General features: G+C 61.1%; 17 protein-coding genes. 5 read left to right on the forward strand and 12 right to left on the reverse strand.

The features are described 5' to 3' along the window. Positions 1 to 3 precede the first annotated feature (3 nt). The 11 genes from ACXYMO_RS18310 to ACXYMO_RS18360 all read right to left on the reverse strand — a co-directional run bounded on the left by ACXYMO_RS18310 (position 4) and on the right by ACXYMO_RS18360 (position 12,291). Positions 4 to 870, reverse strand: a complete 867-nt coding sequence (locus ACXYMO_RS18310) for a carbohydrate ABC transporter permease (protein WP_458880195.1) — start codon at positions 868 to 870, stop codon at positions 4 to 6. A 107-nt stretch (positions 871 to 977) separates the two neighbouring features. Continuing rightward, a complete protein-coding gene (locus ACXYMO_RS18315) occupies positions 978 to 2,279 on the reverse strand; it encodes an ABC transporter substrate-binding protein (protein ID WP_458880196.1) in 1,302 nt (433 codons plus the stop codon). 98 nt (positions 2,280 to 2,377) lie between these two features. Continuing rightward, complete coding sequence (locus tag ACXYMO_RS18320) at positions 2,378 to 3,403, reverse strand: LacI family DNA-binding transcriptional regulator (protein ID WP_458880197.1); 1,026 nt, start codon at positions 3,401 to 3,403, stop codon at positions 2,378 to 2,380. Positions 3,404 to 3,711: 308 nt separating this feature from the next. Beyond that, positions 3,712 to 5,067 (reverse strand): aminotransferase class III-fold pyridoxal phosphate-dependent enzyme, encoded by a 1,356-nt coding sequence (locus ACXYMO_RS18325; protein WP_458880198.1) that lies wholly within the window; start codon positions 5,065 to 5,067, stop codon positions 3,712 to 3,714. Between the two features lie 34 nt (positions 5,068 to 5,101). Next, positions 5,102 to 5,890 carry an IclR family transcriptional regulator gene (locus ACXYMO_RS18330; RefSeq protein ID WP_458880199.1) on the reverse strand — a complete coding sequence of 263 codons (789 nt, stop codon included), beginning with the start codon at positions 5,888 to 5,890 and terminating at the stop codon, positions 5,102 to 5,104. 9 nt (positions 5,891 to 5,899) lie between these two features. Beyond that, positions 5,900 to 6,628 (reverse strand): type 1 glutamine amidotransferase, encoded by a 729-nt coding sequence (locus ACXYMO_RS18335; RefSeq protein ID WP_458880200.1) that lies wholly within the window; start codon positions 6,626 to 6,628, stop codon positions 5,900 to 5,902. A 1-nt stretch (position 6,629) separates the two neighbouring features. Continuing rightward, on the reverse strand, positions 6,630 to 7,922 hold the full coding sequence (locus ACXYMO_RS18340) for a type I glutamate--ammonia ligase (RefSeq protein ID WP_458880201.1): 1,293 nt from the start codon (positions 7,920 to 7,922) through the stop codon (positions 6,630 to 6,632). A gap of 7 nt (positions 7,923 to 7,929) precedes the next feature. After that, entirely contained in the window at positions 7,930 to 9,186 is a 1,257-nt protein-coding gene (locus ACXYMO_RS18345) for a cytochrome P450 (RefSeq protein ID WP_458880202.1), read from the reverse strand. Next, a complete protein-coding gene (locus ACXYMO_RS18350) occupies positions 9,167 to 10,771 on the reverse strand; it encodes a tripartite tricarboxylate transporter permease (protein ID WP_458880203.1) in 1,605 nt (534 codons plus the stop codon). The genes ACXYMO_RS18345 and ACXYMO_RS18350 overlap by 20 nt, the downstream gene beginning before the upstream one ends. Continuing rightward, complete coding sequence (locus ACXYMO_RS18355; protein ID WP_458880204.1) at positions 10,771 to 11,304, reverse strand: tripartite tricarboxylate transporter TctB family protein; 534 nt, start codon at positions 11,302 to 11,304, stop codon at positions 10,771 to 10,773. Before ACXYMO_RS18355 ends, ACXYMO_RS18350 begins: the two co-directional genes overlap by 1 nt. A 51-nt stretch (positions 11,305 to 11,355) precedes the next feature. Then, positions 11,356 to 12,291: a tripartite tricarboxylate transporter substrate-binding protein gene (locus tag ACXYMO_RS18360; RefSeq protein WP_458880205.1), complete on the reverse strand. Its 936-nt coding sequence runs from the start codon at positions 12,289 to 12,291 to the stop codon at positions 11,356 to 11,358. Positions 12,292 to 12,422: 131 nt separating this feature from the next. Between ACXYMO_RS18360 and ACXYMO_RS18365 the strand changes: the two genes are divergently transcribed. Together ACXYMO_RS18365 and ACXYMO_RS18370 are read left to right on the forward strand one after the other, a co-directional pair. After that, positions 12,423 to 13,907 (forward strand): aldehyde dehydrogenase, encoded by a 1,485-nt coding sequence (locus ACXYMO_RS18365; protein ID WP_458880206.1) that lies wholly within the window; start codon positions 12,423 to 12,425, stop codon positions 13,905 to 13,907. Further along, entirely contained in the window at positions 13,892 to 15,160 is a 1,269-nt protein-coding gene (locus ACXYMO_RS18370; RefSeq protein ID WP_458880207.1) for a Tm-1-like ATP-binding domain-containing protein, read from the forward strand. The genes ACXYMO_RS18365 and ACXYMO_RS18370 overlap by 16 nt, the downstream gene beginning before the upstream one ends. A gap of 24 nt (positions 15,161 to 15,184) precedes the next feature. On the opposite strand, the gene ACXYMO_RS18375 is transcribed toward ACXYMO_RS18370, so the two are convergent. After that, positions 15,185 to 16,162 (reverse strand): NAD(P)-dependent alcohol dehydrogenase, encoded by a 978-nt coding sequence (locus tag ACXYMO_RS18375; protein ID WP_458880208.1) that lies wholly within the window; start codon positions 16,160 to 16,162, stop codon positions 15,185 to 15,187. Between the two features lie 122 nt (positions 16,163 to 16,284). Here ACXYMO_RS18375 and ACXYMO_RS18380 point away from each other — a divergent pair, with 122 nt between their 5' ends. The 3 genes from ACXYMO_RS18380 to ACXYMO_RS18390 all read left to right on the forward strand — a co-directional run bounded on the left by ACXYMO_RS18380 (position 16,285) and on the right by ACXYMO_RS18390 (position 21,152). Beyond that, positions 16,285 to 17,316, forward strand: coding sequence for an NAD(P)-dependent alcohol dehydrogenase (locus ACXYMO_RS18380; protein WP_458880209.1), 1,032 nt, complete (start codon positions 16,285 to 16,287; stop codon positions 17,314 to 17,316). 237 nt (positions 17,317 to 17,553) lie between these two features. Next, the gene (locus tag ACXYMO_RS18385) at positions 17,554 to 20,541 is read left to right on the forward strand and encodes a CARDB domain-containing protein (RefSeq protein WP_458880210.1); all 2,988 of its coding nucleotides are present in this window, start codon (positions 17,554 to 17,556) and stop codon (positions 20,539 to 20,541) included. After that, a complete protein-coding gene (locus ACXYMO_RS18390; RefSeq protein ID WP_458880211.1) occupies positions 20,538 to 21,152 on the forward strand; it encodes a hypothetical protein in 615 nt (204 codons plus the stop codon). Before ACXYMO_RS18385 ends, ACXYMO_RS18390 begins: the two co-directional genes overlap by 4 nt. Positions 21,153 to 21,191: the final 39 nt, after the last annotated feature.

Here is a 21,191-nt window from a genome sequence, read left to right on the forward strand (position 1 = left end):
TCCTCAGGCGTCCAGGTTCTTGCCGACGATGCGCATCAGGAAGATGGCGACGATATTGGCGAGGATGATGGCATAGACCCCGCCGGCCGACCCCAGCCCGACGTTCTGGCTTTCCAACACGCGCTGGAAGATCAGATAGGTCAGGGTGCGGGTGCCAAAGCTGCCCTGGGTGGTGACGAATATCTCGGCGAAGATCGACAAAAGAAAAATGGTCTGGATCAGGATCACCACGGTGATGGCGCGGCTCAGGTGCGGCAGAATGATGAACCAGAAACGTTTGAGCGGCGGGGCCCCGTCCATTTCGGCGGCCTCCAGCTGTTCGCTGTCCAGCGACTGGACTGCTGTCAGCAGGATCAGCGTTGCAAAGGGCAGCCACTGCCAGCTGACGATCATGACGATGGATTGCAGTGAGGCCTCGGACAACCACGAGACCGGTTCGGCGCCAAACATCTTCCACAGATGCGCAAACAGGCCGTTCACCGGGTCCATGAACATGTTTTTCCAGACCAGCGCGGAAACGGTGGGCATGACGAAAAAGGGCGCGATTACGAGGATGCGGACAATGCCCTGGCCCCACATCGGCTGATCCAGAAGCATGGCAAGAAGAACGCCCAGAACGACCGTGATGACCAGGACGCCGCCAACGATGATCAGGGTGGTCCAGACGGCGGGCCAGAATGCGCTGGACGTCACGAACCGGACATAGTTGTCAAAGCCGACCCATCCCAGGTCTCCGCCGCGCAATGGCAGGTATTTTTTGAACGAGAACCACAGCGTCATTGTCAGCGGAACCAGCATCCAGCCCAAAAGCAGGATCACCGCGGGCGCCATCATCAGACGGGCGGCGGATCGGGAATGTTGGGTTGCCATGGGGATGCCTCCTCAATCGACGGCGGGGGCCGTCTCGCTGGGTGTGCGGTCTGTCAGGAGAATTGACCAGAGGGCAGCCGAAGCTACCCCCTGATCGGGGAGGACCGTCAGTAGCCTGCGGCTTCCATTTCTTCGGTCGTCAGGGCCTGTGCCTTGGCGAGCGCTTCTTCGGCAGTTTGCTGGCCTGCCAGAGCGGCCGAGAATTCCTGACCGGTCTGGGTCGCGATCCCGGCGAATTCGGGAATGGCGACGAACTGGATGCCGATATACGGAACCGGATCCACGGTCGGGTTGTTCGGGTCAGCCGCGTTGATGCTGTCGAGCGTCATCTTGGCAAAGGGAACCTCGGTATAGTTGGGGTTCTCATAGAGAGATGTGCGCGCACCCGGAGGCACGTTGGCCCAGCCCTCTTTCGACGCGACAAGCTCGATGTAGGACTTGGATGTTGCCCACTCGATGAACTGCTTGGCGGCACCTTCGTTATCCGTCCCGGCCGGGATCGCCAGCGCCCAGGCCCAGAGCCAGTTGGCGCGCTTTCCCTTGCCAGCGTCCGGTGCAAGCGCAAAGTCCACCTTGTCGGCAACGGTCGAATCGTTGGGGTTGGTCACGAAGGACGCCGCAACCGTGGCGTCGATCCACATGCCGCATTTGCCCTGCTGGAACAGCGACAGGTTTTCGTTGAAGCCGTTGTTCGACGCGCCCGGAGGGCCGGCATCGTTCATCAGGTTCATGTAGAAGGTGATCGCATCCTTCCATTCCGGCTGATCGAATTGCGCGGTCCAGTTTTCGTCGAACCAGCGCGCACCGAACGAGTTGGCCAGCGTGGTCAAGAACGCCATGTTTTCGCCCCAGCCAGCCTTGCCGCGCAGGCAGATGCCGTAGATTTCATTGTCCTTGTCGGTCATCTTGCGCGCCGCGTCGGCGACAAAATCCCAGGTCGGGGCATCGGGCATTTCCAGCCCGGCCTTTTCCATCAGATCGGTGCGATACATGATCATCGAGGATTCGCCATAGAACGGCGCGGCGTAAAGCGTGCCGTCATTGCTGAGGCCCGCGGCCATGGCAGGCAGCAGATCGTCGACATCGTAGTCTGCGCTGAGATCGTCCAGTGCCACCAGCCAGCCGTTAGAGGCCCAGATCGGCGTCTCGTACATGCCGATGGTCATGATATCGAACTGACCGCCTTTGGTGGTGATATCGGTCGTGACGCGCTGACGAAGAACGTTTTCCTCAAGGGTCACCCACTCGACTTCATGTCCGGTCTTGGCGGTGAAATCGTCGGTGAGACCTTGCATGCGGATCATGTCACCGTTGTTGACGGTGGCAATGGTGATCGTGTCGGCCTGAACGGCGCCGGCCGAAATCACGGCGAGCGCGGTTGCCGCACGAAATGCGTTTCTGAGGTACATCCGGTTCCTCCCTATGCTTGGATGTGACACCGGAAGCCTAGAGGTGAATCCTCCGCTGCGTCAATCAAAAATTTTACGCGCGGAAAGTTTTGGCGATTTCACGCGGAATCGCGCATGACCAGCTTGCCCTCGAAAAAGATCGTTTCGTGCGGGTTTTCAATACCTTCCACCGCACGGAACAGGATATCGACAGCGCTGCGCGAGATGGCATCGTAATCCTGCGCGACCGTCGTCAACGGCGGGCAGGTAAAGCGGGAAAACGGGTGATCATCCTGCCCGGCCACCCGAATTTGGCAATCGGGGTCACGACCGACCCGGATTCGGGTTTCGTAACAGGCCGTGAGAAAACCGATGGCCAGACGGTCGTTGCTGCAAAGAACGGTGTTCGTTGCAAACTGTCCGTCAGTCAGAGCCTTGCTGCCTTCGCGCCGGCCGATCTCTTCAAAACTCCACCCTTCGCCTGCAGCTTTCACGATATGGGGCGCGTGCCCCAACCGCTCCATCGCGTTGATGTATCCTTGTCGGCGCTTGTTCGCATTCGGGTTCGACGGGTTCTTCATCTCGAAAAAGCAGGGGGGCTCTCCGGTCCGGCAGAGATATTCCACCATCAGCATGGCAAATTGCAGGTTGTCCGACCCGACAAAGGCCAGGCCAAGGTCGGGTATATGGCTGTCGAACAGGACCGTTGGCACATCGGCACAAAATTTCTCGATCGCGGCCCGGTCTGACGCGCGGCCCAGCGGCGCAAGCAACACCCCGGCCGGTTTCAAGGACCTTAGCGTATCCAGAATGTCATTTTCCAAAGCCTGCTGGCCGTGGGAACTGTACAGCGTCGGCCGGTACCCGGCGGCTATGCAGCGTTGTTCGATATTGCGCGCGATCTCGGCAAAGAACGGATCGGCGAGGTATGGAACCACGATGCCGACATTCTTGGTCAGCTTTCGGTTCTGGTTCATGGCGAAAACATTGGGCTGGTAATCGTACCGCTCCAGCGCCTGTTCTATGCGTTGACGGGTTGAGGGTCGGACGCTGTCAGGATCGTGAAAATATTTCGAGATCGTCGGCCGCGAAATGCCGCAAACGGTGGCAAATTCTTCCATGTTCCTGATTTTCGTATCTTCCATTCCAGCCTGCCCAGTTCGCGCCAGTAAAATTTCACTCCGTTAGTGTTTCTTGCCGCGCGGAAAAAAGCAATCTTTGTTCGTAAAGTTTTGTCAAGGGCATGTTCAGGCAATATGCTGTGTCGGCTGTCTGAGAAGCGGGCAGTGGCCCGCCACGCGTAACAGGCGGCCACGGGTCTGCACGTCTCCGATCGTGAATGGCTGGACACCCGACGGACTGAAGACAGAGCTGCGCGAACAGGCCTGACAACAAACGAGGGCGCGTTGCTGGTGGGTCTCCGAGCGGCTGGGCCGCAGCGCCATGGGCCGGGTTACGCTGCCGCTGTCAGACCCGCATCGAGCGCCGACAGGATTGTCCGGACATGCTCGCTGGTCAGGACCAGCGGTGGCGACAGGATGATGTTGTTGCCCGAAACCCGGATCATGGCGCCGTTTTCATAGGTGACGCGGTGAACCTTTCCGATCACGGACTTGTCGATGGGGGCCTTTGTCTTGCGGTCTGCAACCAGTTCCAGCGCGCACATCAGCCCGTGGCCGCCGCGGACGTCTCCGATGGATTCATGCGTGTTGGCCAGCGATTTCAGACCCTCGAACAACTCGGCGCCGCGCTGCGCGGCGTTGACATTCACCTGAAGCCGCTCGGTTTCCTTGAGGCAGGCAACCGCCGCTGCCGCGCCGACGGGATGCCCGGAATAGGTATAGCCCGATGCGATGGCACCCTTGCCGGTCTTGTCCTGTTCGAAAACCTCCGCGACCTTGCCCGAAACCATGACCGCGCCGAACGGGAAATAGCCGTTGGTGATCGCCTTTGCGGTGCACATCAGATCAGGTTTGACGCCCCAGTGGCGGCACCCGGACCAGCTGCCTGTGCGGCCAAATGCGGTGATCACCTCGTCGGCGATGAGCAGAATGCCGTATTTGTCACAGATTTCGCGCACGCCCGGCATAAAGCTTTCGTGCGGTGGGATCACGCCGCCTGCACCCAGGACGGGCTCCATGATGAAACCCGCGATTGTCGAAGCGTCCTGAAACCTGATCTCGTCCTCCAGCGCGGCGAGGCACAGTTGGGCCAGGCGCGCGGGATCGGTTTCGTCAAAAGGGTTGCGGTATGTGTAGGGTGCCGGAATGTGATAACAGCCGGGCATCAGGGGTTCGTATTGCGTGCGGAAGTTCGCGTTCCCGTTCACCGAAGCACCCAGTGTATGGGTTCCGTGATACCCCTTTTTCAGGCTCAGGAATTTGACCCGACCCGCTTCACCGCGCAGTTTGTGGTATTGCCGTGCAAGGCGCAGAGAGACCTCGACACTGTCCGACCCGCCTGATGTGTAAAAGGCGCGGGACATGCCCTCGGGCGCGAAAAATTCCGTGAGCATCAGGGAAAGTTCGATCGCCGCATCATTCGAGGTGCCCCGAAAGATCGAATAATAAGGCAGCTTTTCAAGCTGTTCGGCAATGGCCTGCTTTACCGGGGCGCAGGAATAGCCGAGGTTCACGTTCCAGAGCCCGCCGACGGCATCGACCGTCCTGTAACCGTCGACATCCGTGATCTCGACACCGTCGCCGCCGACGATGATATCGGGCGGGTTGGCCTGACTGTCGGCGGGATGGGCCATGGGATGCCACAACTGGCGCGCGTTGTTTGCTTTCAGGAAATTCGTATCTTTCATGTCGTGCCTCGTTCCATGTTTCACCTTCGGACGGTCATGCCGATGCGCGCGAAGGCGCGGTGGCCGGAAGGTCTGGGTAAGTTCCGCCAAGTGACCGGGATGCGGCGCGCGCGGCCCGGCGCAGCTTCTCGGCGATCTCGCTCAACCGGTGCTGCTGGGCGCGCACCACCGGGACCGCGACCGCGATTGCACCGATGACCGCACCGTTTCGGCCAAAGACCGGCGCGGCCTGGGACGCCACCTCTTCGTCGAAGGTTCCGACCAGTTGGCTGAGCCCGGTCTGGCGGGTTTCTTCGATCATCCGGCTCAGCCGCTTTGGATCGATGATCGTCTGGTTGGTATAGGTGCTGAGCGGCCCCGCCAGAATGCTTTGCGCCACCTCCGGTTCAACGAAGGCCAGAACGGCAAGCCCGCTTGAGGTGGCGTGCAGCGGCAAAATCTCGGCTTCGTCAAAATGAACCTGGGTGCCGTGCAGCCGCGGGTCGGCGTGGACAACCGGCGACAGCACGTCGCCCTGCAAAAGCGACGCATGCGCCAGTTCGCCTGCGGCGTCGGCCAGATCGGTCACGATGGGGCGCAGCAATTCGCTGACCGGGGAACCGGCCTCGCGCACGGCGGCAAGGCGCAAAAGGGCCGGGCCTAGGCGATATGCCCGGGTTTCCGGGTTCTTCTCGAGAAACCCGTTCTCTTCCAGCTCGGTCAGATGGCGGTGCACCGTTGCCTTGTCCCGCCCGCTCAGCCGGACAAACTGGCCCAGCCCGATTTCGGGGCGGGAGGCCGAAAAATGGTTCAGCAGACCAAGTGCTTTGGTGATTGTTCCCATCGTCCGGCCCTAACCTGTTCTCTTGCGGACATGGGCCGCGGCATGTTCGAAAAAACGCGCGATTTCTTCGGCAAATGCGGTGCGGTCCGCCGGGCGCACAAGCGATTTGCGCGCGGTCTCTGTGACCTCGGCGCCCAGATCGTGGGCGTAGTGCTCGACAAGGTCTGTGATGAACGCATGCGTCATCTCGGGATGGTGCTGTATCGTCGAAACCGTGTCGCCCAAAGCGAATCCCGCGACCGGGCACCCCGTTCCCGAAAAGGTCACCTGGGCATTGTCAGGGGCTTTTTCGACCTGTTCGATATGAGAGCCGTATAGGCTGAGCACCTGTTCAGGGCCGGACCAGGGCATGCGCTCCGCGCGCGAGATCTCAAGCCGGCCGTGGCCCCAGCCATCGGGGTTTCTGATGATCCTCGACCCAAGCGCCTTGGCGATCAACTGGTGACCAAAGCAGGCCCCGAACAACGGGACACCTGTCGCCACCATGTTGCGGATCAGGGTTTCAAGGCGGGTCATCCACGGCGCTTTTTCGCTGACCGATGCAGGGCTGCCGGTGATCAGAACCCCGTCATAGCCCGTGATGTCCGAGGGGAATTCGTCGCGGCACACCCAGTAGGGATCGCAGCTCCAGTCCGGGCGCACCTCGCGGATCAGGGTCGCGAATTTTTCGCCGTCGTCGGGCCGTGCCTTGGCAAAGTCGCTGTTGTCGGTGTTCGTTATGAGGATCGCCAGCCGCATCTCAGACGAACCACACATAGAAATCGAGCAGGGCATCAGGTTCAAGATCACGGGTTTTGCGGAACTCGCGCTCTTTCATGAAGGCGTGGTTTTCGACAAGCTCACGACCGACCGCGTCGATCAGGGGTGCGTCGGCCTCAAGGTCGCGGATCGCCGCGCGCAGGTTCGCGGCGACCCCGTCTCGGGCGTCGGTCTTGTCGAACCCATCGCCGGTTTCCATCGGCGGCAGCGTCAGTTTGTTCTCGAACCCAAGCCGCGCGGCGTGCAGGACGGCGGCACAGGCGGTATAGGGGTTGGCACTTGCGTCGGCCATGCGATGTTCAAGCCGCGCCTTGGACCCGCCTTCGCTGGACACCCGCGTCGTCACGCCGCGATGATCGCCGCCCCAGTTCTTCCAATATCCAGACAAGGCACCCGGCTGAAGACGCAGGTAAGATTGCGCTGTCGGTGCCAGAAGGCCGGCAAGACCCTTGTGGTGATGGACCAGACCGGCGGCGCATCCGCGGGCGAGATCGTTCATGTGGTCCGGGCCGCCCACCGCACCGTTCGCCAGGGCGTTGTTGCCGTCGGTATCGGTGAAGGAAAAGTTGATATGCATGCCCGAACCGCCCAGTTCCGGGATCGGCTTGGGCAGGAAGGTCAGCACGATACCGGCATCAAGCGCGATTTCCCGCGCCATCAGACGGAACAGGACAATATCATCCACCGCCTTGAGCGCATCGTCGAAGGTGAGGGTATATTCGAACTGGGGGCTGTCATATTCCGCCGTGATCATGTCGAGCCGAAAGCCAAGCTCTTCGGCCTTGCGCCAGATCAGGTCGTTGACGCGCATGGGGTCGGCAAAGGGGCCGGTGCCATAGACAACACCGCCGGGCGCATCATAGGGGCGCAGTCGGCCAGTTTCATCGCCCTGAAGCGCATAGGCCTCAAGCTCGATGCCGAGTTTCGGCGTCAGCCCGTGTGCACCCCATGCCGCAATCGCACGTTTCAGTGCGCCGCGCGGGCACAAGGCAAGGGGCGCGCCCGATGCATCATAAAGATCGCCCAGAACGACCTTGGTGCCCGCATCCCATCCGTCACGGATGTCGGCCTCGCGCCAGCGAAGCTCCATATCCGGCATTCCGCCCCGTACCTCGGCGTGGGGCGCATCAAAAAGCAGGTCGCGATCGTAATGCACACCAAAGGTCGCCCGCGCAAAGCGCGACTCGCTATCGGCGATCTTGCTCGCGGGGAGGTGTTTTCCGCGGGGGATCGAAAGGTGGTCGATGAACAGGGCGCGCAGACGGTCGGGCATGTGGGACTCAATTCAAGGTGACGCGAACGGGCAATCGTTTGATGCCATTCACAAAGTTCGAGCGGACGAAGGCCTCGGGGCCATCGGGTTCAATGGTTGCAATGCGTTTCACCAGTTCCTGAAGGAGCACGCGAATTTCGAGCCGGGCCAAGTGCATGCCAAGGCAGACATGCGGTCCGCCCTGTCCCCAGCCAAGCTGGCGGTTGGGCTTGCGCGCGAGGTCCAGACGGTACGGATCGTCGAACATCTCTTTGTCGCGGTTCGCCGAGATGAACCAGTAGAGAACCTTGTCGCCTTCGCGGATCTGCTTTCCATGCATCTCGACATCACGGGTGGCGGTGCGGCGGAAATACGTGGCGGGCGAGGCCCAGCGGACAATCTCGTCTGCCGCAGTCTCCCAGACCTCTCCCGACTTTAGCTGTTCCTGCAACCCCGGCTGGCGGGCCAGCGCCTGAATCCCCGCAGCGATGGAATAGCGTGTAGTGTCATTGCCTGCGGCCACGAGCAGACAGAAGAAATTCCTGAATTCCGTTTCCGAGATCGTCTCGCCATTTTCGTCAGGTTGCAGGATCAGGTGCAGAACGCCGTCGGTATCGCCGGTGCGGTTCTTCCGCTCCATCAGATCACGCGCGTATTCATAGAGTTCTGCCCCCGCGGGCGAATTGAAGGGCATCAGCCGGTATTTGTCGGTCTTCATCTGATCGACGACATGTTCGGTAAAGTCAGGGTCGCTGTTGGCCATCAGCGCATCCCCCTTGTCCACGAGCCACGGCAGGTCCTCGTCGGGGGTGCCGAGGATCTGTCCCAGCATCCGCATCGGCAATTCGCGGGCAATTTCCTTTGTCGCGCAAAAGCTGCCTTTTTCCAGCGCGGCGTCGAGGATCGGATGGCACAGATCGCGGATTTGGTCCTCAAACCCTTTGACGACCGGGGCCGAGAATGCCTTGGCGACTTTCATGCGGACCTTGCGGTGCTCCATCCCGTCGGTTTCCTGAAACGTGCGACGGGCCATGTATTCTTCGTAGGTCTGATCCTCCATCCGGATGCCGCGTGCCGAAGAAAAGGTGTCAACGTCGCGGATCATCTGGACGATGTCGGCATGCCGCGTGATCGACCAGTACCCGGCGCCATGCGCGAAATCCGACCAGTGGCACGGATCCTCGCGGCGTAACCTGGCAAAGGTGTTGTACGGCGCACCTTGCGCAAAGGAATCGTGCGACCCGAGGTCGGCATATCCGTCGTCGTCAGGAGCCCAGATGGTCATAGCTACGCTTTCTACGATGAGTTTTGGTGCGGTGTTCGAAATGGCGGGTCTTGCGCCCGGCGATCCGCTTGGCAAAGGCTTCGGACGCCTTTTTCGCGGGCCTGCGCCGGTCGACGGGTTTCCAGTCGCGCCAGACGCGCCAGGCGGTTGACGCCAGGATGATCAGGATCATGCAGAACAAAAGAAAGGCAATGGGCCGGTCGATGAAATCAAGCGGTTCCTTCACCCGGTTCATCGACGCGCGAAGTTTCACCTCCATGATATTGCCCAGCACCATGCCCAGAATGATCGGAACGATCGGCAGGTTCAGCCGCTTGAGCACATATCCCAGCAACCCGAAGACTGCGGCGATCCCGCAATCCACCGCCGAGTTTCGGATCGAATAGACGCCGACAAAGCTGAGAAGCAGGATGCACATTCCCAGAAACCGGTTCGGAATGCGTGTCAGATGAACAAGCCACCCGGTCGAAACCAGCAGAAAGATCACGACCAGCACGTTCAAAACCAGAAGCGCAAGGTACAGCGCAACGACGAAATCCATCTGGAACTGGAACAGTCCCGGGCCCGGCACGACGTTGTGGACATAAAAGACCGACAGCATCATCGCGGTCAGCGCCTCGCCGGGGATGCCCAAGGCCAGAAGCGGGATCATCGCAGCGGCGGGCACAGCGTTGTTCGCGGTTTCCGACGCGATCAGCCCCTCCGAGGAGCCGTGCCCGAACGCCTCGGGCGTCTTGGAAAGCCGGCGGGCGGACGTGTAGGACATGAATTGCGCGGTGAATTCTCCGACGCCGGGGACCATACCCATCACGACACCGAAGGACGCCGAAATCGCAGCGATGCGCGGGTGGCGAAGAAGTTCGCGAAAGCCTTGGAACAGGGACCCGCGCGATTTGGTTAGGCGGACCTTTTCGTCGTCCATCGTCAGCAGCATCAACGCCTGGCTCAGCGCAAAGAGACCGAGGACGACGACGATCAGATCAATGCCGCCGGCAAGCCACGACTGCTCAAACGTATAGCGGCGGGTGTACTTCACCGGCTCAAGCCCGACGGTATTGAGGAATATGCCGAACCCGGCAAGTGCGGCAGCGATCAGCATCTGGCCCCGGTGCGCCACGACTACAAGCAGAATGCCCAGCCCCGCCGCAAGAAAGATTTCGCGCGACCCGAACATCGGTGCCACTTTGGCCAGAACGGGCGACAGAAGGATCAGGCAAATAACCGAAAAGATGCCGCCAAAGAAACTGGCCGAATAGGCAAGCGACAGCGCCCGGCGCCCTTCCCCGCGCAGGGTCATCGGAAACCCGTCATAGGTGGTCAGCGCATTGACCGCTGTGCCGGGTGTGTTGATCAGGATCGCCGGGATCGCGCCGCCGTACATGGACGAGCCGTATATCCCCAGCAGCACGGTCAGCCCCACGATCGGGTCCATCGAGAATGTCGCGGGCAGGAGGATCGCGATTGCGACGGCGGGCCCGACGCCCGGGATCGCCCCGATGGCAACGCCGCCGACCGACCCAACAAGAAGCGCCAAGGCGACATCCCAGCGGGCGAGAGCCTCGATGGCTGCGGCTAGCACCTCCATCACAGGTACAGGATAAAGAAGCTGCGCAGACCGTCCGGCAGCAGCTCATAAAGCGCGGCGCCGGGGATCTTGACGCCAAGAAAGCCCTTGAAGAGGACCACGGTCGCGACTGCAAAGGCCAACGCCGCCAACTGATAGAATTTTTCCCGGTAGCCAAGCCGCCATGTCAGCGCGCAGGCGAAGGCGATGCTCATCGGAAGAAAGCCGATGATCGGCACGGCAAAGACGTAGACCATGAACCAGACGACGTATTCCAGCGGTTGCGCCCATCGCCGCACCTCGGCCCAATCCTGACGGTTGGGCCGTCGGCGGCGCATCAGCCAGGCATGAAGGGCAAGAGACGTCAGCATGGTGATCAGCGCGACGCCCGGCCAAAACCGCGGTTGTGCGGCAAAGGATTTGGCGTCTTCGACCCAGACGGTCTGTTGCGTGATCAGCGACAGCAGCAAAACGACGGTGCCCAGAGCGGCGAAGACGAAAACCGTCTGACCCACGCTGCGCGTTTTAATCTGAGTGTCGTGATCGTTGTTCAAGGATGCCACCAGCGCAGAATTGGGAGGGGCCGTGCGGCCCCTCCGGAGATGTTATTCAAGCAGACCGTTGATCGTGCCCAGTGTCGCCTTGTCGGCGTCGATTACCTTGGCGCTTTCATCCGCGTTCAACCAGTAGACAAGGGCCCCGGTCTCGGCGGCGACCTTCTGGGCGCGCTCGCTCATCACGGTTTTCTCTGCGACGGCTGCGATCTTGGCGCGCACGTCCGCAGGCGTGTCCTTGGTGACGAACAGACCGTTCCACAGCGAAATGTTCAGGGACGGAGCAACCTCGCCAATCGCGGGGGTGTCTGGCACTTTCGCGATGCGTTCGCCGGTGACGGACACAAGCACATTCACCTGATCGAGACAGGGCAGGATCAGCTGCAGCGTCGTGTTGATGACATCCGCGTCGCCCGAGGCCAGCGTGTTGCAGTCAAGCGCATCAAAGGCTGCGTCCGACGCCCATTCGAACCCCATGTTCTTGGCCAGCGCCTTGGTCACCTGCGTTGGCGTCAGCACATCGCCGAAGTGGCCAAGAACCACGTCGTTCTCTTTGGCATAGGAGGCGAGTTCCTCCATAGTGCCATAAGGCGCTTTGCCCGATGCAGCGATCACAAACGGGTAGGTGAGGAAAATGCCGACCGGATCGAACTTTTCAGGTGCCAGTTCCGGAATGTCGATCTCATGACCGATCAGCGCAACGGCCGGCACAAACGATCCGATCGTATAACCGTCCGCCGGGGCCGTGGCGACCTCGATCGCGCCGGGGAAGGGTCCGCCGCCGCCGCCGGGCTTGTTCACCACAGCCGCCGCAACGCCGTATTCGGCCTGGAAATCCTCGGCGATCATCCGGGTCAGAACATCCTCAAGATCGCCCGGAGGCCAGGGAACGATGAAGCTGACAGGTTTCTCGGGGTATTCCGCAAGGGCGGGCCCGGCGAGCGCAAGCGCAAATGTCGTGGCGGTGGCTTTCAGGATGGATTTCATGGTGGTCTCCCAGGTTGATGCTTTTTGTTATGGCTTCGTTTTTCTTTACCCGATGATTGACAGATGAATATCGCCTGTCAATAATTATGATGCCGGTGGTTCATATAGTGAACCATAAGATGGGAGACACCATGGACCTCGCCAAGCTTGCTTCACTGCGGCACGCCTCCGTTCCGGCAGCGCAGCATTTGATAGACGGTGCGCAATGTGCCGCTTCGGACGGCGCAACGCTGAATGTGATTTCGCCCATCGACGGAACGCGGATCACCACCATGGCGGCGGGAACGCCCGACGATGCCAACGCCGCGATCAGCGCCGCACGCAGGGCCTTCGACGATGGCCGCTGGAGCGGTCTTGCGCCGAAGGAGCGAAAGGCGGTCCTGCTGAAATGGGCCGACCTGATTGAGGCGCATGCTTTGGAAATCGCTGTGCTGGGTGTGCGTGAAAACGGCACCGAAATCGGAATGGCCTTGAAGGCCGAGCCCCTGTCTGCGGCTGCGACGATCCGCTATTACAGCGAGGCCATCGACAAGCTGAACGGCGAAATCGCCCCGACCGACCCCGGTATCCTGGGGCTGGTGCACCGTGCCCCCGCCGGTGTCGTCGGCGCCATTATTCCTTGGAACTTCCCTTTGATGATCGGCGCCTGGAAGCTGGGGCCGGCGCTGGCAGCGGGTTGTTCGGTCGTGCTGAAACCTGCGGAAACGGCATCGCTCTCACTGTTGCGCATCGGCGCCCTGGCACTGGAAGCGGGGTTGCCACCGGGCGTTCTCAACATCGTCACGGGGGAGGGCGCCGTCGTCGGAGCAACCATCGCCGAATCCATGGACGTTGATGTTCTGGTCTTCACCGGGTCTGGCGCCACGGGTCGGCGCCTGCTGGAGGCATCGGCGCGTTCAAACCTCAAACGTGTCTATCTGGAACTGGGGGGCAAGTCGCCCAACATCGTTTTCGCCGATGCCCCCGATCTGGACGAGGCCGCGAAAGTTTCGGCGGCAGGCATCTTTCGCAATTCCGGGCAAGTGTGCGTCGCAGGGTCTCGGCTGCTCATGGAACGGTCGGTGCATGACGCCTTTGTCGAAAAGCTGGCCGATCATGCGCGTGCGATGACGGTTGGTGATCCGCTGGATCCCGCCACGTCGGCCGGTGCGGTCAACTCGCTGCGTCAACTCGAACAGAACCTTGCATTCGTTGACGAGGCCCACGCGCAGGGGCGCGCCATCGTCACCGGCGGCACGCGTATTCTGGAAGAGACCGGCGGGTATTACATGGCGCCAACGATTGTCACAGGCGTGCACCCGGACGACCGGTTGGCGCAGCAAGAGGTGTTCGGACCCGTCCTGGCGGTGACGCCTTTCGATACCGAAGACGAAGCAGTCGCGCTTGCAAACGGGACCGACTATGGGCTCGCCGCTGCCGTATGGACCGCGAACTTGTCGCGCGCGCACCGTATGGTGCGCCGGATCAGGGCGGGTATTGTCCATGTGAACACCTATGGCGGCGCCGATCTGACCGTTCCTCTTGGCGGTGTCGGCCAATCGGGCAACGGGCATGACAAATCACTGCACGCCTTCGACAAATATCTCGACCTGAAAACAGCATGGATCAAGCTTTAGGGGGCTGCATCGTGACCGACCGAACGATCCTGATCGTGGGGACCTACGACACCAAGGACGAAGAACTGACCTACATGGCCCAGGTGATCCGGCAGCAAGGCGGACATGTCCTGACCATGGATGTGAGCGTTCTTGGCGACCCGTCCCAACCCACCGACGTTTCCAAGCATGACGTGGCCGCGGCGGGCGGTCATACCATCCAGGAGGCGATTGACGGAGAGGATGAAAATCTTGCCATGCAGATCATGGCAAAGGGGGCCTCGGCTCTGGCCGGTCGACTTTTTGGCGAGGGAAAGTTCGACGGGGCAATTGTCCTTGGTGGCACGATGGGCACGGATCTGGCACTGGACGTCTGTACGGCGCTGCCCTTGGGTGTGCCCAAGTACATCGTGTCCACAGTTTCCTTTTCGCCGCTGATCCCGCCCGAGCGGTTGCCCGCGGATATCCAGATGATCCTCTGGGCGGGGGGGCTTTATGGTTTGAATTCGGTGTGCAAGTCATCGCTCAGCCAGGCGGCAGGCGCCGTTCTGGGCGCGGCCCGCGCGGTGGAACCACCAAGACGGGACCGGCCGCTGATCGGGATGACCTCTTTCGGCAAAACGGTCCTGCGCTACATGGTCCCGCTCAAACCCGCGCTTGAGGCGCGGGGCTTCGAGGTCGCGGTCTTTCACGCGACCGGCATGGGTGGGCGCGCCTTTGAGAGCCTCGCCGCCGAAGGCGCCTTCGCGGCTGTGATGGACTTTGCCCCGCAGGAGGTCGGCAATCACCTCATGGGGTCTTCGATCAGCGCGGGCGGCGACCGGATGACACATGCCGGTCACGCAGGCATTCCGCAGATCGTTGCGCCGGGTTGTTATGATCTTGTTGATTTTGTCGGCTGGCAGGACGCCCCGGCAAAACTCGTCGGGCAAGAGGTGCACGCACACAACCGCCTTTTGTCATCGGTGATGATGACCGCGGATCAGCGCCGCGAGATGGCCCGCGAGATTTGCACCAAGCTGGCAACTGCGACAGGACCGGTGACGTTTCTTCTGCCGCTGCAAGGCTGCAATGAATGGGACCGGGAAGGCGGACCGCTGAGCGATCCCGAGGGCCTTGCCGCTTTTGTCGACGAAATGCGGGCCCGATGCCCGGCGAATGTCTCCTTGGTGGAACTGGACGCTCACATCAACGATTCGACGTTTTCGGACGCCGCGCTTAAAGTCGTGGATGCCTGGCTGGCCGAGGGCGTGATCAAAAGCGGCCCGATCTGAGCGCCGGGGACGGCAGTTTCGCTGTCATGACCTCCCGGTTTCGGCCGCGATGTCGATCACGACGATTCCGGTTTTTTGGCCGGTCTCGACATAGCGATAGGCCTGTTCGATGTCTTCGAGCGGGTAGTGCCGATCAATCACCGCGCGCAATTTCCCTGCCTGAATAAGGTCTTTCAGCGAGCGGACAAGACCTTGGTTCTGTTCGGGGAAAGGTATGTTCACCCGATTTCGACCGGTCACATTGGACCAGAAGGCCAGCAACAGGTTTTGCCAGTACGGTCCCAGATCGGTGCTCGCATATCTGGCCGTTGGTTTCATAAGTTTACGACACTGAAAGAACGTGGTCTTTCCGACAGCATCCAGCACGCCGTCAAACCGGTCCGTCAGTTGCGTGAAATCTTCCTGGGTATAGTCCACGATTTGATCCGCTCCAAGCGCACGTGCAAGGTCGAGATGCCGGGTTCCGACGACTGCGGTCACGGTGAAGCCGGACGCTGTGGCAAGCTGAACCGCCGCGGTTCCAACCGCCCCCGAGGCCCCATAGATCAGCAATTTATCGCCCGGGTTCAGGTCAAGCCATTTGAGGCAGGTCTGCGCATACCAGGCCCCTTCGCACAAAACGACCTCGTGAAAGGAAACACCGTCCGGCATGGTCGCGATCTGTCCGGTTTCGGCCACGCAGAGAAACCCGGCATGGGCGCCATAGGTCTCAGGTGACATCCCGAACACACGGTCGCCCGGTTCAAAGCGGGTCACATTCGGGCCAACCGCGTCGACCACCCCGGCGAAATCCATTCCCAGAATGGTGGTCTTTGGCGTCATGAGACCGGCCGACAGACGGATGAAAAACGGATGCGGCTCGCGCATGCCGCAATCGGTTCTTGAGACCGTGGTCGCGCGAACCTGAACCAGGACCTCGTCCGGCTTGGGGGTCGGTTTGGGCACATCGCGTATCCCAACGACGTCCGGTGGTCCGTATCTCTCGCTTAGCGCTGCCTTCATGGGCCTGTCCTTTGCGGGTCAGTCCGGCCAAACCGCCCAACTCTGCGTGGCCAGATGGTGCTGATCTGGATTTACCTTGCATTTCTAATGACACCGGTCTGTCCGCATGATGATTTCGATCAATGACAATCCGCCTTTTGTTGATCCACCATTCCGGCATGAAAGCGATTGTGTTCACCGAATATGGATCACCGGACAACTTGGAACTGAGGGATGTGGCCAAACCTGTACCTGGCCGGAACGACGTTCTGATCCGCGTCCATGCCTCCTCGGTCAATTCGTGGGACTGGGAGTTTCTGAATGGCGTGCCGTTCATCAACCGAATGTTGTTGGGATTGTTTCGACCAAAACAGGACCGGCGCATTCTGGGTGGCGATGTCGCGGGAACCGTTGAAAAGGTCGGCGCAGATGTGACCCGTTTCAAACCCGGAGACGCGGTATTTGGCGACCTGTGGGACAGGTTCGGGGGCTTTGCCGAATATGCCTGCGCGCCTGAAATCGCGCTGGAACGAAAACCCGGAAATATAAGTTTTGAGCAGGCGGCCTGCGTGCCTCAGGCGGGTGTTCTGGCGCTTCAGGGCGTTCTGAAGGCGGGTCAGCTTGGCCCCGGTCAGAAGGTTCTGATCAACGGCGCGGGCGGAGGTGTCGGGACCTTTGCGATCCAGCTGGCAAAACAAGCGGGGGCGAACGTGACGGCCGTGGACGCCGCGCACAAGCTTGACACCATGCGCGCCGTCGGGGCCGATGCCGTCCTTGATTATCGCTCTACCGATTTCACCAAAACCGGTGCGCGATATGACCTGATCATCGACTGTCAGTGCAGACGCTCGATGGTGAATATTCTTCGGGCGCTAGAACTGCGGGGCACCTACGCCTTTATCGGCGGGTCCATTCCGCGTGTGTACCAGATGTGGATGTTTGGCCTGTGGCTGAAGATCACGGGTCAAAGCCGGACATTGTGTCTGGTTGCCGAAGGCCCGAACAAGGGATTGGCACAGTTGCGGGACCTGATCGAAGCGGGAAAACTGGTGCCGGTGATCGACCGCACCTACGCGCTCAGCGATGTGCCCGAAGCGATGCGGTATTTTGGGCAGGGTCAGCACAAGGGCAAAATCGCAATCACCGTGGCCGGTGAAATGGCGCCAGATGGCTAGCGTTCCGCCGCAAGGCGCGCCATCCAACGTTCATTGCGCGCTGACATCGACCGGGAGCGGGTGGGATCGCCGGGATAGACCAGCGTTAAGGAGGGACCGCGGTTGGCGGCTTAGGGTTAGCGAATTCGTGCTATTGGTGTAATCTGGGCGTGGCCGCATTGGCGGCGGGGGCCTGGGGCTATTGCCGGTTCCCAATCTGAATATTGCAATAAGATTTCAAGGGGCAATCCGATGCCCGTGGTAAGACCGATACTTTGTCAATTTCTGCCTGATCCCCGTGCGGTTCGGCGGATCATCTGCGGCCTGTTCCTGGCGGTGTTTTTTCCGGCTGTCGCGCTGGCACAGACACTAACCGTCGAGATGTCGCGCGGCCCGCTGGAAGACGAGCGTCTGCGCGAGGCGGTCATGCTCTCGACCGACTGGATGCAGGCAGCCAAGCGCACCGGACTTGACGTTCGCAGTGTCATTCTTCGTCACGTGAACGAAACTGAGAACAGGCGGGAAACGCCGCAGGACATAAGGCGGGCCAAGTTCCTGCTGCGTGAAATGGGCAGTGTATCCGGGCAGACCCCATTGGTCGTTCTTTTTGATCCCGAACGGACAGAAAAGCTGGCCCAGCTTGCTGCGGAAAACCTGCGATCTCTGGGGTTGACGGTGCGACTGGTTGGGCAACCCGAGGGCGCCCGCGCGAACATCGAAAAGATGATGCGGTCGCGCACCGATATCTCCAGCCGCGAGCCGGGGCTTATCATGCTCACATGGAACTTTGCCCAGATCCTCAGGCCTGTGCGGCCCGCCCCTGAAATTGTGCGGCCAGAGCGTCCGAGACCCGAAGTCGTGGTTCCGACAAAGCTTTCGGATCTGATCGTGTCGGAATTCCAGGTTGAATATGATCCGGGGGCCAGGGTTTTGACGGCGCGGGCGTTGGTCAGAAATATCGGACCGGCTGAGACCAAATCGCGCTTTGCCGTATCCTTTCCCGAAAGCACTGGCGTGATTGGTGACCGGATGGGCCGCTACGCGGCTGGGCCATTGGCGCCCGGTGGGGCGCAATGGGTGGAAACCCGGTTTCGCGTTGATGATGCAATGCTGGGACGCACGGTGCGCCTGCGCTCGGTTGCCGATGTGTCATCCGCCATCCGCGAGACCAACGAACGCAACAATCAGAGCGTCGAGCGAGCCGTGTTCCTGGAACGGCCGGCACCGCCACCGCCAGATTTGGTCATTGCGGGGCTGCAGCCCTCCTATGACCCTCTGACGCGCCGCCTGACGATTCAGGTTTTCGTACAGAACGTGGGCAAGTCACAGGCCGGGCCGTCGCGGGTCCGGATTGTCGAATTGCAAAGGCTTTTTGGCCTGCCGGAGGTCACACTCCCTGCCATCGCACCGGGGCGTAGCGCGGGTGGCGTGGCCGAGGTCATCGTGCCCGAAACCGCATTGGGCCAGGTGGCACGGCTTCAGGCCACGGTCAACGCGGATAGAAACCTGCCCGAGGTGAATTTCGATAACAACAGCTTTGGCCCGGTCCGCGTGGCGCTGGTGCCGCCGCCCGAGCCGGACCGCCCTGATCTGACGATTTCCGAGTTGAAGGCGAGGTTCGATCCGGCATCAGGCAGGATCGCGGTGAGTTTTGCCGTCCGCAACCAGGGACGCGGAAAATCCGGGCCGTTCGAGGTGGGTATTTTTGACCAAACCGGGTTCGTCAAGACGACCACGCAGAGCTTTGCAGGCTTGGCGCCCGGGCAGACGGAAAGCCGCTCCTTGAGCATACCGGTGCAGGCCGTGACCACGCCCCGCACGATCGTGTTACAGGCCGAGGCCGATCCGGAGGCCCGCGTGAGGGAAAGCGAAGAGGGCAACAATCTGTCACCCCGACAAGCCGTGCAACTGGTGCCGCCGCCCGAGCCGGACCGCCCCGATCTGACGATTTCCGAGTTGAAGGCGAGGTTCGATCCGGCATCAGGCAGGATCGAGGTGAGTTTTGCCGTCCGCAACCAGGGACGCGGAAAATCCGGGCCGTTCGAGGTGGGTATTTTTGACCAAACCGGGTTCGTCAAGACGACCACGCAGAGCTTTGCAGGCTTGGCGCCCGGGCAGACGGAAAGCCGCTCCTTGAGCATACCGGTGCAGGCCGTGACCACGCCTCGCACGGTCGTGTTACAGGCCGAGGCTGATCCGGAGGCCCGCGTGAGGGAAAGCGAAGAGGGTAACAACCTATCGCCCCGGCAAACCGTGCAACTGGTGCCGCCGCCCGAGCCTGAGCCGCCGGAAAAACCGGATCTGCGGATCATCCGATTGTTTGCGGAACATGACGCGGCGCGGAACCATGTCGTGCTCCGGGGCGTGGTGGTGAATGACGGGCCGGTTCGGTCAAATGCGACGCGCGTCAGGTTTTCAGAACGGCGCAACCAGATGCCCGACGTGGACATGAGGCTTGAAGCCTTGGCGCCGGGGCAGCGGATCATCGTGCATTCCGAAACCCCGGTGGCGCCGTCGCCCGAGGACCGCGTGATGGAATTCGTGGCGCGGGTCGATGTCGATGCACGCGTGGAAGAAAGCCGCGAAGACAACAATGAAAGCCCGCTGGCGACCCTGCGCATTCCGGGAACCGCTTCTGTGTTGCCCGATCTTGCGATCACGTCGCTTGTGGCCAGTCATGCGCGGATGGGTGCACCGCTGGAAGTGACGGCCGAGATCGTGAACATGGGCAAGACCGCCAGCAGAGCGACCGAGGTGGCGCTGGGTTTTGGCGCGGTTGCACCTGTCGTGGAACCGCTGCCGGCCCTGCGCCCCGGCGAAGTCTACAAGCTGCGGATGGAGTTACCCGTGCCGGCGGCGCTGTTCGGCAAGACGGTCGAGGTGTCTCTTGCGGCCGATCCTGCCGGACAGATCGCCGAATTCACAACGGCGAACAACCAGCGCAAAAGGCAAGTTGCGTTACGCGCATCGCTTTGGCCCTGGGTTGCGGTTGCCGGGGTGGGGGGAGCGGCGCTGCTTTTACTTGTCCGCCTGATTTTTCGGAGCGCGCGCGGGGCGCCGGAACCGCAACCCAAGGTCCTGCCTCATCTCGTTCGCCTGCGGCCGCGCCCTGATGCCGGACGACAATTTGCCGATCCCGAGCCGGGCACCCCCGGGATCGAATACGAATTCTCACTCCGCCCGATACGCGATTCCGGCAGCGTGACGGTAGAGCCCCTGGCAGACGCGGGAGAACCAGACACATGACCGAGACCACAATAAACGATCCGGCCGCGGCAGAGATGCAGACCCTGGCCGACATGTACGCCGCCGACAGTGCCGAGTTTTCCGCACTCGACCTGGCCCAATCGTCGAAAGATGCGATGGAGCAGGATGTGGAGCAAGCGGGCACCGGCATGATCGAGGCGTTTACCTTCGCCGCCGCGCTCGCGGTTTTGTACGAGGCACTGGACGTCGCGCTTTTGGACATCCTGAAATCCGGCTGGCAAACCATGGGTGAGTTGCAGGCCTATCGTGACCCGGAGAAACACCCGCCTGAGGAAAAAAGCTGGGTCAAGATGGGGCGGCACAAGATCACGTCAGAGCATGCACCCAAGGTTGAGATGATTTTCAACGGCAAACGCGTGGGGCAGTTGGAGTTTGACGCCAAACTGACCCTGATCGTGACCGACGCAAAACTGCAGGTGCAGGGCGGGCGCATCTGGGAGGTGACCGGCCCTGTGTTCGAGGGCGAGGCATCGCTGTCCTACAAGGGCTTTGTCCTGATCAAGAAAAAGGTCGCGAAGTTCACGTTTCCCAGTGGCGTCACGTTTGAAGAGGGCGTGCCAATCCTGCCCATGCCGGTCGCGGTCGGTTGAACGCGCGATATTGCTGGCGCAACCCTTCCTGCTGTCAAC

The sequence above is a fragment of the Arenibacterium sp. CAU 1754 genome (assembly GCF_054482635.1).

Bases quoted from the DNA above. Each gene is read 5' to 3' on its own strand.
- ACXYMO_RS18310 (WP_458880195.1), bottom strand. From the start codon at position 870: ATGGCAACCCAACATTCCCGATCCGCCGCCCGTCTGATGATGGCGCCC.
- ACXYMO_RS18315 (WP_458880196.1), bottom strand. From the start codon at position 2,279: ATGTACCTCAGAAACGCATTTCGTGCGGCAACCGCGCTCGCCGTGATT.
- ACXYMO_RS18320 (WP_458880197.1), bottom strand. From the start codon at position 3,403: ATGGAAGATACGAAAATCAGGAACATGGAAGAATTTGCCACCGTTTGC.
- ACXYMO_RS18325 (WP_458880198.1), bottom strand. From the start codon at position 5,067: ATGAAAGATACGAATTTCCTGAAAGCAAACAACGCGCGCCAGTTGTGG.
- ACXYMO_RS18330 (WP_458880199.1), bottom strand. From the start codon at position 5,890: ATGGGAACAATCACCAAAGCACTTGGTCTGCTGAACCATTTTTCGGCC.
- ACXYMO_RS18335 (WP_458880200.1), bottom strand. From the start codon at position 6,628: ATGCGGCTGGCGATCCTCATAACGAACACCGACAACAGCGACTTTGCC.
- ACXYMO_RS18340 (WP_458880201.1), bottom strand. From the start codon at position 7,922: ATGCCCGACCGTCTGCGCGCCCTGTTCATCGACCACCTTTCGATCCCC.
- ACXYMO_RS18345 (WP_458880202.1), bottom strand. From the start codon at position 9,186: ATGACCATCTGGGCTCCTGACGACGACGGATATGCCGACCTCGGGTCG.
- ACXYMO_RS18350 (WP_458880203.1), bottom strand. From the start codon at position 10,771: ATGGAGGTGCTAGCCGCAGCCATCGAGGCTCTCGCCCGCTGGGATGTC.
- ACXYMO_RS18360 (WP_458880205.1), bottom strand. From the start codon at position 12,291: ATGAAATCCATCCTGAAAGCCACCGCCACGACATTTGCGCTTGCGCTC.
- ACXYMO_RS18365 (WP_458880206.1), top strand. From the start codon at position 12,423: ATGGACCTCGCCAAGCTTGCTTCACTGCGGCACGCCTCCGTTCCGGCA.
- ACXYMO_RS18370 (WP_458880207.1), top strand. From the start codon at position 13,892: ATGGATCAAGCTTTAGGGGGCTGCATCGTGACCGACCGAACGATCCTG.
- ACXYMO_RS18375 (WP_458880208.1), bottom strand. From the start codon at position 16,162: ATGAAGGCAGCGCTAAGCGAGAGATACGGACCACCGGACGTCGTTGGG.
- ACXYMO_RS18380 (WP_458880209.1), top strand. From the start codon at position 16,285: ATGACAATCCGCCTTTTGTTGATCCACCATTCCGGCATGAAAGCGATT.
- ACXYMO_RS18390 (WP_458880211.1), top strand. From the start codon at position 20,538: ATGACCGAGACCACAATAAACGATCCGGCCGCGGCAGAGATGCAGACC.